Raw genomic sequence first — 14,424 nt, forward strand, 5'->3', positions numbered from 1 at the left:
ATAAAAAGAGTCTTAATGATAGATCGGTTCATCTGCCATAATATTGATATTATAAAGCAAAGGTAAGGGAAACGCAGGCTGAATGTATTGATGTGTGGTAATATTTAAGTAAGTGAATGCTATACCTGCGGATCTGTATTTAAACAGCTCTTAACGCCAGCCTTGCATTATTCTTGTTATGATATAGTGTCACTTAAATATTAAAGTATGTCGAGCAAGAATCGACCTCCGGATGTTAGCAACCGGAGTTTTTTATAACGTCTGTTTATACTTTTATACTGAAGAAATTTAGAAATTAATTAATGAGAATAGGAGCTCAACTACAAGCTGAAATTTCCATCTAATTATAAATTTTTTAGTCTTCCTTCGATTTCATATTTTTTCCATCCGAAATATGAAGTCTTCTGAAAACAAAACCGGAAATAATCGTAAGAATGCCTATGGTAAGAAATGTATACCGGAAGGCATTATGCGGCTCACCATGAATAAGATCGGTACTTTCAAAAATCTTTAAAACAATCAGTCCGAAAGCGATTCCAAATCCGATAGCCAGCTGCTGATTGACGGATAAAAGCGAATTTCCGCTGCTGGTCTGGAAGTTTCGGAGATCTGCAATGGAAATGGTATTCATTGAAGTAAACTGAATCGAGTTGAAGAATCCCAATACCGCAATAATAGGCACAAACCAGTACAGGGAAGTATTGATGTCCGGAATAGCGAGTAAGCAGATCAGTGTGCCGATAATGAAAGTGTTGATCATAAGTGTCTGCCGGTACCCGAATTTGTCTAATATTTTAATGACATATGATTTTCCGAAGATCGCGGTAAGGGCCATCGGAGCAATGATCCATCCTGAGGTGACGGCAGATTGTCCGTACGCAATCTGAATCATTAAAGGTAATAATAATGGAACAGAACTGATTCCCAGTCTGGTAGCAAGATTCCCAACAATTCCTACCCTGAAAGTTCTTACCTGGAATAAGTTTAACGGGAAAATAGGACTGTTATCTCTTTTCGCATGACGGTAATAGTAATACATGAAAAGAAACCCCAATATGAAAACAATAAGAACGGGCGTCGTATTCTGAAGGTCTCCGAAGAGCTCAAGAGAAATGGAAAGAAGGAGAGAAGCTGCTGCAAAAATCAGGAAGCCTTTTAAATCGAAATCGACATCTGCGGATTTATAATTGGGCATGAATTTTAAACCTAATGTTACCCCAAGAATGCCAATCGGTATGTTAATTAGAAAAATCCAGTGCCAGGAAAGGTAATCTACCATATAACCTCCAACGAGCGGGCCAAGAACCGGACCGATAAGAGCGGGGATAATAGCAAAGTTCATGGCTTTAAGCAATTCATTTTTGTCAAATGTTTTAATAAGCGCCAGTTTTCCAACCGGTGTCATGAGACTTCCGCCGATTCCTTGTATCACCCTCGAAATAACCAAATGGGTAAGGTTTTGTGAAAGGGCACAGAAAAGGGAACCGAGACTGAATAATATGATGGATGTGATAAAAATCTTTTTGGTCCCGAACCTGTCTGCCAGAAATCCGCTTGCAGGCATGAATACGGCCAGCGTTAAAACATAGCTGATAATGGCATTCTGCATATTCAGGGGAGATTCCTTCAGATCCCTTGCAATAGCCGGAAGTGAAGTGTTGAGAACGGTGGAATCCAGCATCTGCATAAAGATTGCGGTTGCTAAGATCAGCGGTAATATTTTCTTTATCGAATTAGGTTGCGAAACGGCTTCTGACATTGTTTCTGATACTGGAATTATCCAGATTTGTTTGGTTCAAAGAATTAAAATGGTAGTGTTTACAGCAATATTTATTCCTTTGGATTTATTTATTTTAAAAAATTAGAATCAGGAGACTTTTTATAATTTTAAACCACTAAAAAAGTCCTGCAGATTTCCGCAGGACTTTGATTTTATTTTCTTGGTTTTTCAACCCCTTTCCACTCTTCGCCGGCTTTTCTGTACTGGCTCAGTTCAAAGGTTTTGAAATCTTTTGTTTTGTACTCGATGTTGTCGGTATTTTGCTCAAATGGCATGATGTAATAATATTCTGCATCCGTTCTGTCTGTTTTGGTACCTTTTTTTACGGAAGGAACATATTTCGAGAATTTGTAACTTGGAAGATACTGCTTTAATCTTGCATAGAAAGCTTTATTCTCTTTTTCATCCGGAATGATGCTCACGATGTTGAAATCGTCTTTCTTTTTATCGATCCACAGATAATACGTTGTATCTTCTCCTGTATTTCTGTTGTTGGAATTGAAAGCAAAAAGCTCTTTCGGTACCAGCTCCTTGATTTTTTCGGCATCAATCTTTGTATAATATTGTCCTTTTGAAGGATCTACATACGTTTCAAGATTGTACATCAAAACAGAGTTGTTCTCAAGGTTCTTGTTTTTGAAATATTGATTCAAAGACAGTTCTGCAGTTTCTCTTAGCTCTTTTCCTCTGTCATCAAGCTTTTTGGTAGGATTCTGAGGGTTAACTTTCTTTACAAATTCATATAAAACTTTTGGCTTTATTTCTTTCAGGTGAGGATATGTTTTCAGCTGCTCAGCTTTTACCAGCCAATAGTATTGTTGATAAAAGTCTTCTTTATCAGCATCCTTCACACTTTTATACACCATTGCAAGTTTTTTGGAGCTAAGATATTTGCCGTATTTTCCCTGTCCGAAAGCCAAAGTCATGGATAATAAAGCAAATAAGATAGTAATGTTTCTTCTCATTTTTTTATAATTGATATTTTCGTTTTCCAAATATAATTATTTATTAGATAATATTTTTCATAAACGGTTAAATTGTAACAATATTATTATCGTTACTGCAAAAGAAAATCCTGTATTGCTACAGGATTGATAAATTTATATTTATGTTGCAGGTTTTTAAGGTTAAAGGTTTAGCTTCAAAATTGATAATATGCATTGATCAATCAGGAATATTTAAAAATTGAAAGTAATTTCACAAGCACAAAAAACTTTCATGCACTCTAATCCTCAACCTTATTCTCCGTAAGAAGTTTCATGGACTTTTACAGCCCTTCCGCTGGGATCATTCATGTTTTTGAAAGCTTCATCCCATTCCAAAGCAATAGGAGTGGAGCAGGCAACTGAAGGAACAGAAGGTACGGTAGCGGCAGCTGTTTCACTTGGAAAATGTTCTTCAAAAATAGATCGGTAGCGGTATTCTTCTTTATTCTGAGGGGTATTCACAGGAAATCTGAATCGTGCGTTCGTCATCATTTCATCGGTAACTTCATTTTCGGCAACGGCTTTCAATGTATCAATCCATGAATAGCCCACACCATCCGAAAACTGTTCTTTTTGTCTCCAGACAATGGATTCCGGAAGAATGTCTTCAAAGGCTTTTCTCAATACCCATTTTTCAATCTTTCCTTCAGCGGCATTTACCATTTTATCTTTAGGGTTAATGGTCATTGCAGTATCCATGAATTCTTTATCTAAAAAAGGAACGCGGCCTTCAATACCCCAGCTCATTAGTGCTTTGTTGGCACGCAGACAATCGTAAAGGTGAAGTTTTCCCAACTTTCTAACGGTTTCATCGTGGAATTCTTTCGCATCAGGTGCTTTATGAAAATATAAATATCCTCCGAACAATTCATCAGAACCTTCTCCCGAAAGTACCATTTTAATTCCCATTGATTTAATTACTCTTGCCAGAAGATACATCGGGGTAGACGCTCTGATAGTGGTGACATCGTATGTTTCCAGGTGATAAATTACATCACGGATCGCATCAAGACCTTCCTGAACGGTAAAATTTACTTCATGGTGAACCGACCCGATGTGTTCCGCTGCTTTTTGCGCAGCTGCCAGATCGGGAGAGCCTACAAGACCAACTGCAAAGCTGTGTAATCGCGGGTACCATGCTTCCTGCGTGTCCCCGCTTTCTACTCTCTGTCTTGCAAATTTTGCCGTTATGGCAGAAATCACGGAAGAGTCTAAACCGCCGGAAAGAAGCACTCCGTAAGGAACATCACTCATGAGTTGTCGGTGTACGGCATCTTCCAGGCCTTTTCTTAATACATCAATATCAGTTTCATTGTCTTTAACAGCGTCATAATTTTCCCAGTCTCTTTTATACCATTGCTGGAGTTCGCTTCCATCCTTGCTGTACACAAAATGTCCGGGTAAAAAGGTTTCGATTTTTTTGCAGATTCCTTCCAGTGCTTTCAGTTCGGAAGCTACATAATAATTTCCGTTCTTATCCCATCCCTGATAGAGCGGGCAGATTCCCATATGATCGCGGGCAATAAGGTAAATGTCGTTTTCGGTATCGTACAGTGAAAAAGCAAAAATACCGTTTAGTTTTTCTATAAAATCTTTACCGTATCTTCTATAAAGTGCCAGGATAACTTCACAGTCAGACTGGGTCTGAAATTCATAATCCGGAAACTCTTCTTTTAATTCTCGATGGTTGTAGATTTCCCCGTTTACAGCAAGAACTACTTTCCCGTCTTTGGAAAAAAGTGGTTGCTTTCCGGAAGTAGGATCTACAATAGCGAGCCTTTCGTGGGAGAAAACTACTTTTTCATCCTGGAAGACCCCGCTCCAGTCCGGACCGCGGTGACGGATTTTTTTAGACATTTCGAGAACCTGAGGTCTTAATATTTCAGTTTTTTGTTTAGCGTCAAAAAGACATACAATTCCACACATTGTTTTATCATTTAATTAAAACAAAAGTATTGTTGTGGTTTATAATAAACAATAAAAAAAATCATTAAGCGTATATTTTTAACTTAATGATTTATTATTTAGTAAAATTTTAATTATATGTAAAATTTTATATGATTTTAGTTAAATTTTTTAACTGTCCGTATGGTGTTAAACATATACAAAATTAAAATTGAATATTTATTAATGTATGATAATTAATTACGGAAATTTTTCCCATTACTTTGTGGCTCGAAATAATTTTTTTTCATCATTTGTGTTTTTACCTTCTTGCAGATCCAATTTGCGAGAAGGTTTTTTTATTCATTTCCCAGCAGGACACCTGAAACATTCCAGGAGCTGAAACTGTTTCCTTCGGTTGGTCCCTGAGGGATTTTTACCTGAATGGTATGTTTTCCGGCTTTAAGATCTCCAAGAGAAATAAAATCAGGATTCGTAATAGTTCCGGGGCACCAGTTTGAGCGGCTTAGGTCTGATGAAGACAGTCCGTCGCCAAAATTTCCGGATGCCGGATTATAAAGCCGGTAAGAACCGCAGTCTGATCTCCACGGAATAAAAGAAAATACCTTATTTCCGTCTAATAATACCGTATTGGTTTTCGGAACAAATTCATCACCATTTTCCCAGCCTCCGTGTCCGGTGGTAATATATCTCAACTGCGCATTTTTAAGATCTTTTGTTAAAGTAAATTCCACCATTAAGCCTTTGTCCTGGCTGAACATTGTAGAATAGTCCTGTCCTGCCATTTCCATAATATTAAGCGTATTGAATAATGGAATCACCGTATTGTTTTTATGGATAGTCTGGTCGCTTTTATGGATGGTGATTTCCAGGCTGATTTTGTGGCCACCTTTATCATAGTTTCCTATAAAAGTTCCGATCCACAATTCTTTGTCATTTAAAGCAGATTTCAGTTCAGTAATGTCCTGTCGGTATGGACTGGTTTTCTGCCAGGTTTTATCTTTAATCTGAAGATTATTGAATTTATTAATCCCGAAAGCGGTAAAGAAACGCATCATTTCCACCGCCGGATTATAATTTTCTGTTGCGGTAACGCCGAAATACTGCTTTCCGTTTCCGTTGTCGTACGCCGGAAGAGTTTTTACACCGTTTTCCAATCCGTCCAGAAAAGATTCTTTTTTATCCTGCGGAATAAAAAATACGGTCCCCGTTCTGTCGTAGGCATCTCCGTTGGACTGCTGTTTTAGCTCAACGAAGATATTGTCGCCTTCCTTTATTTTTGGGAATTTAATTTTTTTAAGGATAATAGTTCCGTTGGCAAATCTTTTAACCTCACCATCGGATTTTGAATCTCCGGAAAAGTTGATCGTTTCGTTTTCAAAAACTTTTAATGTGGTAAACCTGCTTTTCCAGAGCATGTCCTTGTAGCCCAGCTGATCCGTGGAAGTAACCTGGCTGCTGAGAATTTTATCAATATCCGTTTTCTTGACCTTTTTAATCGAACTGGCGGATAAAAGTGAATTTTTATTTCTTTCAATTTCCAGCACAAAACCTAAACTTTGTCCCAGTACAGAGGGGCCACCGTTAATCTTAAGATCAGTGGTATACCAGATTTCGATGGTATTGGAATTAATTTTGGTTACTGCTTTTTTGCAATTGTAGCCTAAAATTTTCTTTGTTTCATTTGTGAATTCAAAGTTTTGTTTATTTACAGATTCAGCATCGGATGTAGAAATAATTTCGTCCGGTTTCAAAAATGCATAGGAAATTACGGTATTGGAAGGTTTTTCAATTTTGGTGATTTCAAACGGGAATTCCGCTTTTTGTTCTCTGATTTTGGTATTCAGAATAAAATTTTCCTTTTCGTTGGCCCAAACCAGCGTGGCAGACTGATTGGGAATTACTTTTCCATTATATGAATTGATGTACTGGACCTCATAGGTTTGTGAAAAAGATAGTAATGATAATACAATGAAAAAACTGAGTGAAATTTTTTGAAACATATTGGATTGATCGTTTTTACAAAGATAAATTTTATATCTGTTGCGGATGTGCTCAAATAAAAAAACTACCCTGATTTCAGAGTAGTTATATTTTGTATGTTATTAATCCTAAGAAACTCTTTCGATCAGAGCCATGTAAAAGCCGTCGTAGCCTTCGCTGGGCATTACCTTTTCATCCTTGATCATTTTGAAATTCGGATTATGTTTCAGGAACTCTTTTACCTGCTCATTATTTTCGGAAGGTAAAATAGAACATGTTGCATACACCATTTTTCCTCCTTTTTTCAGCATTTTAGAATAATCCTGAATAATCTGCTGCTGTTCTTTTTTGATGCGGTCTATAAAATCCTGATCGATTTTCCATTTGCTGTCCGGATTTCTTTTTAAAACACCAAGTCCTGAACAAGGTGCATCAATCAATAAACGGTCAGCTTTGTCGTGAAGTCTTTTAATTACTTTATTATCTGTAATCAGACGGGTTTCAATGTTATGGGCTCCGGCTCTTTTTGCGCGTCGTTTCAGCTCTGCAAGCTTCCAGTCGAAGATATCTAATGCGATGATTTGTCCTTTATTGCCCATTAATGCAGCAAGATGGAGTGTTTTTCCGCCGGCTCCGGCACACGCGTCCACTACACGCTGGCCTTCTTTTACATCAAGGAAATACCCGATTTTTTGTGAAGAAGCATCCTGAACTTCAAACAAACCTTCTTTAAAGGCAGTAGTAAGAAAAACATTTTTTTTCTCCTCCAGCTGTACTGCATCGGGATAATTTCTTACCGGATAAGAGGTGATATTTTCGTCCGCAAGATCAGAAATAAGTTCTTTAGTGGTAGTTCTTAAAGAGTTAGCTCTCAAAACAGTCGGCGCCTGTTCATTTAAGGCATACATTTCTTTTTCCCATTTTTCGCCCAGTTCTTTTTCAAGAGTTTCGGCAAGCCATTCCGGAATTGAATGTTCAATGGCTTTTGTGGGAACGGTTCCTTTTTTCAGTTTTGTAAGAATGTCGGCAATTTTTATTCCGTCAAATTCTTCAAATTTTTTATAATTGGTTTTGCTCCACAGAAGATAGGCAATCATCAATTTATAGACATTGTTGGGTTTCACGCCTTCTCCCATGTAATATTCAAGGCGCTTTTTCCAACGGATGATATTGTAGAAAATCTCAGAAACAACGGCTCTGTCCTGGCTTCCCCATTTTTTGTTTGCTTTTAAAAGTCTTTCGATTACTTTATCGGCATATTTATTTTTCTCAAAAAATGTTTCCTGTAAGGCATCGTGAATTCCGATGGCTAAGTTTCTGTGAATAAGTTCCATAATTGGTTCTGCTATTTTGAATCTGCAAAAATACGAATTAAAGTTGAGAATGTCAGGTTGAAAGTTTTAAGGTCGCGGAATAAGAATTAAACAAAATTTTATTATTAGGTATTTGCAGCCTAAATCTAATGTTCCGGATATATCTCATGTTTTTAGATTTTAATTAAAAACATTAAAAAATTACCTTTGCAAAAAATTAATACAATGAGTGATTCTGTACTTTGTCCGAAATGCGGCTCCGAATTTACCTATCCTAGCGATAATGTAATGGTTTGTTCACAGTGTTTTTACGAATGGAATCCTGAAGAAACAACTGCAGGGGCATCAGATTCGGGAAAAATTTTAGATTCAAATGGTAACGAACTTCAGGACGGAGATTCGGTGGTTGTTATCAAAGATCTTCCGGTAAAAGGAGCACCGAAGCCGGTGAAAGCAGGGACGAAAGTAAAAAACATCCGTCTGAGACCAGACAGCGATCATAATATTGACTGTAAAATAGATGGTTTTGGTGCCATGGCCCTGAAGTCTGAATTTGTGAAAAAGGCATAAAAAAAAGGAAAGAATTGGACAGTGTAATCTTTCAAAAAACTAGATTGCAGGAATGCTAATTTTCGTTTTAGGAGGCAGAAAGAGAATTAACCAAAAATTTCCTTATGCTGTGGAAGTACAAATGTAATAAAAACTTTTAAACGAGGTTCTTACATTTGTATTTTTTTTATGCACAATTCCACAATAAGTATTGGGAAATGTGTTGTTTATAGTTGTAAAGCGTAAAATTCAAAGTGTTTAATAAAAGATTTTCAGAAGCTTTTAACTATATTTTTTATTATTTTTTAGGAGCTTTTGATTACATCGAAAAGCAAAATATATTTTATTGGAAGCTTTTTCCCGCTCTCCGCACTCGCTATTTTCTTGATTTTGGGCTGCGGCTTCATGCCGCAGCACAAAATCAAGAAAATGAGCTCAAACAGATGCTTCGATCGGGGCTAGGGTATCAGTCATTTTTCAGTTTTAGTCGGAAAAGGAAAAATAGATTAATCAAATGTAATGTTCACTGACTTTTCGATTTGCCGATCGGTGTACATAATCAGTTCTTTATTCTTTGTCATTATTTTATTCCAGTAATGATTTCCGGCAAAACGGCTTTCCAGGACTTCCGCTTCAATACCATTTTCCGAAAGTTTTATTTCTTTGGGATAATAAGAAAATTTCGGAAGCTGGAAAACGGCCATTTCATCTGTATTGAAAATATTGACTTCACCGAAAAGCTTTGCAACATAAGAGTTGTAAGGATTTTTAAAGGTCTCTTCGGGACTTGCTTTCTGAATGACCTCTCCGTTTTGCAATACGACAATCTCATCGAGCCATGGAATGATATCCTGGAGCTCATGCGTAGAAATAATCAGTGAAATATTTTGTTGCTTAACATACCGGAATAACTTTTCACGAAGTTCGATTTTTCTCGGAAAATCAAGATTACTGAAAGGCTCATCAAGGATCAGCAGTTTCGGAAGAACGGAAAGAGCCCGTGCTATGGCTACCCGCTGCTGCTGTCCGCCACTCAGGTATTTCGGGAGAACATTAGCGAATTCTTGCAGGCCTACAACTTCCAGCAATTCTGAAACAGTTTCTTTTTTCTTTGTTAAATTGATATTAGAAATAAATTTGCCTACGTTTTCAGCTACGGTTGCATAAGGCATCAGGTCAAAATTCTGGGCAACAAACTTCATTTTAGCTTCTCCGGGAACCAGGTTTCCTTTAGGTCCGTGCAATTTTTCGCCATCAAAAACAATAGTACCGCTCTGCCAGTCGAGAAGTCCGTAAATCAGGCTTAACAAAGTCGATTTTCCGCAGCCGCTTTCCCCTGCAAGCGCGATGATTTTCCCTTCGTCAAAATGCAGGTTAAGGTTCTGAAACAAAGGTTTTTCTATAGAATATGAAAAGAATAGATTATTTATTTCTAATAGCATAATACAAATGTAATGAATTGAAATCTTTCTAGGAAAGAACAATTTTTTTTATTATTTTAGCAGGAGTAACAAAATTTAAAAAATTATGAAAAGAAAGCTATTTTCGGTAGTTTTTTCTGCTTTTCTGACTTCATTTATCATCGTTTCCTGCAAAAAGGAAAAACCTGTAACCGGTGAAAGTAATGAGGTGGTAACTGCTAAAGATGGTGCCCAGTTTGCAGTCGATACTTTAAACAGCAAAGTAGAGTGGAAGGGATATAAAATATTTAAATCTGAAAATACAAGCCATTTCGGAATCATTAAGTTTGAAAGCGGAGATGTAACCGCAAAAGACGGTAAACTGCAAAGCGGAAAATTTGTAGCGGATATGACTTCTCTCACTTCTGAAGATCTTAAAAAAGATGCCGCACAAATGGAAAAACTTAACGGTCATCTCAAAAGCGGAGACTTTTTTGAAACAGAAAAATTTCCTACAGCATCTTATGAAATTACAAAGGTTTCTCCTTTGGCAGAAGGTGATTATAATACTGTACTGGATGGAAATTTAACCATTAAAGGCATCACAAAACAAATGCAGTTCAAAGCAAACGTATCCGTTAAAGACGGTGTGGTAAGTATTGCTACGGAACCTAAAGATATCAGCAGAAAAGTGTTTGGTGTTGAGTTTCAGAGTCCTGTCGAAAACGGAGTGATTAAAGATGAGATTACACTTCAGATCAATGTAAAGGCATTGGAAAAAAAATAAGGATGATCCAGTCTTTCTCTTTAAAAGAAAAAGATATTTTTTATTTACTTGAAAATTGATTGAAATCTGCTCTTAACAGGAGTGGATTTTTTTAACAATTTAAGGAAAAATATTTCGCCGAAAAACCGTATTTTTGCAAAACATTCTGAAAGGGTAAAACAATGATAGAAAAGATAGAAGAGTTACTGGTTGAAGTAAACAGTTTCAATGCTACATCAAAAGAGGAGATTGAAAACTTCCGTATCAAATACAATGGAAAGAAAGGAATTCTGAATGATTTTTTTGAAAAATTCAAGGAAGTTCCGAATGACCAGAAGAAAGATTTCGGGCAAAAGATCAATACTCTGAAACAGGCAGTTAATGTAAAACTGGAGGATTTGAAAAATGCTTCAGCATCTTCTGTTATAGTTGAAAAGGAAGATCTTACGAGACCTGCCTTCCCTCTGGATCTGGGTTCAAGACATCCCATTAATCTGGTGAAGAACAGAATCATCGAGATTTTTAAATCTATTGGTTTTGCCGTAGCAGACGGACCCGAGATTGAAGACGACTGGCACAACTTCACCGCACTGAATCTTCCGGAATACCATCCGGCCAGAGACATGCAGGATACCTTTTTTATTGAGCAGAATCCTGATATTCTTTTAAGAACGCATACCTCTTCAGTACAGATCCGTTACATGGAAGAAAATCAGCCGCCTATCAGAATTCTTTCTCCGGGAAGGGTTTTCAGAAATGAGGCGGTATCTTCACGGTCGCACTGTATTTTTCATCAGATCGAAGGTTTATATATTGATGAAAATGTTAGTTTTGCAGATCTTAAACAAACGATTCAGTTTTTCACTACAGAGCTTTTTGGAAAATCAAAAATCAGATTGAGACCTTCTTATTTCCCTTTCACGGAACCAAGTGCAGAAATCGATGTATACTGGGGATTAAATTCTGAGACCGATTACAGAATCACAAAAGGAACCGGATGGCTTGAAATTATGGGCTGCGGAATGGTAGATCCTGCTGTTCTGAAAAATGTAAATATAGACCCTGAAAAATATTCCGGTTATGCCTTCGGAATGGGAATTGAAAGAATTGTGATGCTGCTCTATCAGATGAGTGATATCAGAATGTTTTTTGAAAATGACATCAGAACACTGGAACAGTTCAAGAGTCTTTAATGAAATTAAATAAAATATATAAAATCCTGTAAATTATTTTATGGGATTTTTTATTATTTTTACATTTAAATTACGCAGATGGTTGAAAAGATAAGTTTTAGATTAAGGAAATTCATTCACTACTCTTTGATTTTATGTATATTACTTATACAGTTTCTGATTGCGGGCTTTTTCTACAATGAGTTCATTACAAAGAAAAATTTAAAGTTTATTGAAAGTCAGCTAAAAGAGATTCATTCCCTGGAAAAGCTCACAAATAATTCTAAAAAAGAATTGTTAAACGCACAGGTTGACTTTCAGAAATATGTCTCTAATAATGATAAAAAATATCTGGACTTATATTTTAAATCTTTACATAAACTTGATAAGAATCTGGACAGTATCGACAGTCATAAAAATAAATATCCTAGATTAAAAAACATACTGATTTTAGAAAATGAAAATTCTCCAAAGGTTCAAAGGCTGAAAAACCTTATTGATTCCGTGCATGAATATTCTACCAATACAAGCCTTAAAAGACCCTATGTTTTTCCCGAAATCAGAAAGTATGATCTTGATTATAATTTTGATAAGTTTAATATAGAAAGGAAAACCTATTCTGATACGATAAAGAAAAAAAGATTTTTCGGGCGTTTAAGAGATGCAATATCCGGAAAAGAAAATGTGCGCAAAGACAGTATTGTTGTAACCATGAAACAAGGAATTAATCCCAATACAGCACTCATAAAAGCTGAATTTGACAGTATTTTGGATGTAGTTAATAATCATTATAAAGTACAGGTTAAATATATGCAGACCAATGTTTTACGGAAAGATAGCAATAGTACTGCTTTTTATAAAATATTCGGTAATCTGCTAATGTATGGAAATAATGTCATGAATATTTATGACTATGCCATCAAGAACTCTAGGGCAGATCTGGAAAAAGAATATTATCGGCAAAACTCTGCAAATAACCGCATCAGGACGAATCTTATTTTCGCAGCAATGATTCTTATGCTTATAATCTCTGTTCTTATTATGATGCTTACAGGTGTCGCTTTTTCTTATGAAAAGAAATTAAAAGCAGCTAATCTTCAGATCAAAGCAAATCTTGAATTTAAAAACCGGGTTTTGGGAATGTTAAGCCATGAGTTAAGGGCTCCGTTGAAAATTATCGGTATTCTCATTAATAGAATCAGTGAGAAAACGGATGATAAAGAAATCAAAGAGTATCTTAAATCTATTGGTTTTACCAGCAATACGTTATTGCTCCAGGCAAATCAGATTCTGGAATATACTAAAAACCAGCATGTAAAAAATAAACTCATTCCGGTTACTTTTAATCTCAATAGCCAGATCACATCTATATTAAGTTCCATTGAAAATTATATAGAAACAAGAAACAATACATTTGTGGTGAATAAAGCGATCAATCCAGACCTGATGGTGTATTCGGACAATGCTAAAATCGCCCAGATTTTTATGAATATTCTTGGCAATGCCAATAAATTTACAGAGAACGGGCAAATAACTGTTACTGTAAAAACTGAAATTACAGAAGAATCTGTAGTCACTTTAACAACAGAAATTATTGATACCGGAGTTGGAATCGCAGAGTCTGATCTTAAAAAAATATTTGAACCTTATTATCAGGGTGTTTTATCAGATGATATCGAAAATATTGGTGCAGGTCTGGGTCTGAACTTATGCAAGGAACTGATAGAACTCTACGATGGGCAGATTTCGGTTCAAAGCGAACCGGGAAAAGGTACAAAGGTTTATTTTTCTCTTAATTTAAAAGTCAGTTATGATAAATAAGGAAGAAGAAAAACTATTTTTTCTGCTGGCAGATGATCATATGCTCATTCGGCAGGGAATGATATTTATACTGGATGCTGCGGGAATCAATTATGAAGCCTTTCATGCATCAAATTTCCGGCAGATCAGAGAATGTATCAATGATAATCCCATTCATATCGCGATAATCGATGCTCATTTTCCCGAAGGAAACAGCCTTCAGATAATAACAGAAATCAAAGAAAAAAAACCGGAAATTAAAATTCTCATTTTTTCCGGAATTGATGAGAATATACATGCTCTTAAATATCTGAATGCAGGAGCAGACGGATTCCTGAGTAAACTTAGTGAGGAAAAAGAGATAGAGGAGGCAATATTCTCAATAATTGAGAAAGGTGAATATATTTCCCCCGTAACGCAGGCCTTGCTGATGAATTCACTTAATAATCGCAATCTGGTTAATCCACTGCTGTCTTTAACAGAAAGAGAACTTGAAATCGCACGCATGTACGCTGCCGGTTACGGCAATCTCGAAATTGCAAACATGCTGGACGTGAAGCAAAATACCATCAGTACAATTAAAAAAAGAATGTTTAAAAAGCTTAAAATTGAAAATATCGTTAAGCTGATTGAGCTAGTTAAAAATCATTCCTAATAGAGTTGTAGAAAAATATCTACAATTGTGTCGATATATATCTAATGTTTTTTTAGTGATTCTATATCCATGGTGCAATATCTTTGTACCATAATAATCAGCTGTTATTACCCTG

General features: G+C 36.2%; 11 protein-coding genes. 5 read left to right on the top strand and 6 right to left on the bottom strand.

Features of this window, described 5'->3' with window-relative positions; translation table 11 throughout:
• Positions 1–355: 355 nt before the first annotated feature.
• From ODE14_RS18375 to ODE14_RS18395, 5 genes are all read right to left on the bottom strand, one after another.
• Positions 356–1,759, bottom strand: a complete 1,404-nt coding sequence (locus tag ODE14_RS18375; RefSeq protein WP_248394584.1) for an MFS transporter — start codon at positions 1,757–1,759, stop codon at positions 356–358.
• 173 nt (positions 1,760–1,932) lie between these two features.
• Positions 1,933–2,745, bottom strand: a complete 813-nt coding sequence (locus tag ODE14_RS18380) for a hypothetical protein (protein ID WP_248394583.1) — start codon at positions 2,743–2,745, stop codon at positions 1,933–1,935.
• A 273-nt stretch (positions 2,746–3,018) separates the two neighbouring features.
• Positions 3,019–4,692 (bottom strand): asparagine synthase B, encoded by a 1,674-nt coding sequence (gene asnB, locus ODE14_RS18385; protein WP_263602443.1) that lies wholly within the window; start codon positions 4,690–4,692, stop codon positions 3,019–3,021.
• A gap of 317 nt (positions 4,693–5,009) precedes the next feature.
• Positions 5,010–6,674: a GLPGLI family protein gene (locus ODE14_RS18390; protein ID WP_263602444.1), complete on the bottom strand. Its 1,665-nt coding sequence runs from the start codon at positions 6,672–6,674 to the stop codon at positions 5,010–5,012.
• Positions 6,675–6,782: 108 nt separating this feature from the next.
• Positions 6,783–7,988 (bottom strand): RsmB/NOP family class I SAM-dependent RNA methyltransferase, encoded by a 1,206-nt coding sequence (locus tag ODE14_RS18395; protein WP_263602445.1) that lies wholly within the window; start codon positions 7,986–7,988, stop codon positions 6,783–6,785.
• A 204-nt stretch (positions 7,989–8,192) separates the two neighbouring features.
• On the opposite strand from ODE14_RS18395, the gene ODE14_RS18400 reads away from it, so the two are divergent.
• Complete coding sequence (locus ODE14_RS18400; RefSeq protein ID WP_248394577.1) at positions 8,193–8,537, top strand: zinc ribbon domain-containing protein YjdM; 345 nt, start codon at positions 8,193–8,195, stop codon at positions 8,535–8,537.
• Between the two features lie 485 nt (positions 8,538–9,022).
• On the opposite strand, the gene ODE14_RS18405 is transcribed toward ODE14_RS18400, so the two are convergent.
• Entirely contained in the window at positions 9,023–9,958 is a 936-nt protein-coding gene (locus ODE14_RS18405; RefSeq protein ID WP_263602446.1) for a sulfate/molybdate ABC transporter ATP-binding protein, read from the bottom strand.
• A gap of 85 nt (positions 9,959–10,043) precedes the next feature.
• On the opposite strand from ODE14_RS18405, the gene ODE14_RS18410 reads away from it, so the two are divergent.
• The 4 genes from ODE14_RS18410 to ODE14_RS18425 all read left to right on the top strand — a co-directional run bounded on the left by ODE14_RS18410 (position 10,044) and on the right by ODE14_RS18425 (position 14,309).
• Complete coding sequence (locus ODE14_RS18410) at positions 10,044–10,703, top strand: YceI family protein (RefSeq protein WP_263602447.1); 660 nt, start codon at positions 10,044–10,046, stop codon at positions 10,701–10,703.
• A 161-nt stretch (positions 10,704–10,864) separates the two neighbouring features.
• On the top strand, positions 10,865–11,875 hold the full coding sequence (gene pheS / locus ODE14_RS18415) for a phenylalanine--tRNA ligase subunit alpha (protein ID WP_248394571.1): 1,011 nt from the start codon (positions 10,865–10,867) through the stop codon (positions 11,873–11,875).
• 78 nt (positions 11,876–11,953) lie between these two features.
• On the top strand, positions 11,954–13,675 hold the full coding sequence (locus tag ODE14_RS18420; protein WP_263602448.1) for a sensor histidine kinase: 1,722 nt from the start codon (positions 11,954–11,956) through the stop codon (positions 13,673–13,675).
• Entirely contained in the window at positions 13,665–14,309 is a 645-nt protein-coding gene (locus ODE14_RS18425; RefSeq protein ID WP_263602449.1) for a response regulator transcription factor, read from the top strand. Before ODE14_RS18420 ends, ODE14_RS18425 begins: the two co-directional genes overlap by 11 nt.
• Positions 14,310–14,424 lie beyond the last annotated feature (115 nt).

This window comes from Chryseobacterium sp. PET-29 (assembly GCF_025736815.1).
Taxonomy (GTDB): domain Bacteria; phylum Bacteroidota; class Bacteroidia; order Flavobacteriales; family Weeksellaceae; genus Chryseobacterium; species Chryseobacterium nepalense.

Excerpts from the sequence above, each read along its gene's own strand:
- ODE14_RS18375 (WP_248394584.1), bottom strand. The coding sequence starts at position 1,759 with ATGTCAGAAGCCGTTTCGCAACCTAATTCGATAAAGAAAATATTACCG.
- ODE14_RS18380 (WP_248394583.1), bottom strand. The coding sequence starts at position 2,745 with ATGAGAAGAAACATTACTATCTTATTTGCTTTATTATCCATGACTTTG.
- asnB (WP_263602443.1), bottom strand. The coding sequence starts at position 4,692 with ATGTGTGGAATTGTATGTCTTTTTGACGCTAAACAAAAAACTGAAATA.
- ODE14_RS18390 (WP_263602444.1), bottom strand. The coding sequence starts at position 6,674 with ATGTTTCAAAAAATTTCACTCAGTTTTTTCATTGTATTATCATTACTA.
- ODE14_RS18395 (WP_263602445.1), bottom strand. The coding sequence starts at position 7,988 with ATGGAACTTATTCACAGAAACTTAGCCATCGGAATTCACGATGCCTTA.
- ODE14_RS18400 (WP_248394577.1), top strand. The coding sequence starts at position 8,193 with ATGAGTGATTCTGTACTTTGTCCGAAATGCGGCTCCGAATTTACCTAT.
- ODE14_RS18405 (WP_263602446.1), bottom strand. The coding sequence starts at position 9,958 with ATGCTATTAGAAATAAATAATCTATTCTTTTCATATTCTATAGAAAAA.
- ODE14_RS18410 (WP_263602447.1), top strand. The coding sequence starts at position 10,044 with ATGAAAAGAAAGCTATTTTCGGTAGTTTTTTCTGCTTTTCTGACTTCA.
- pheS (WP_248394571.1), top strand. The coding sequence starts at position 10,865 with ATGATAGAAAAGATAGAAGAGTTACTGGTTGAAGTAAACAGTTTCAAT.
- ODE14_RS18420 (WP_263602448.1), top strand. The coding sequence starts at position 11,954 with ATGGTTGAAAAGATAAGTTTTAGATTAAGGAAATTCATTCACTACTCT.
- ODE14_RS18425 (WP_263602449.1), top strand. The coding sequence starts at position 13,665 with ATGATAAATAAGGAAGAAGAAAAACTATTTTTTCTGCTGGCAGATGAT.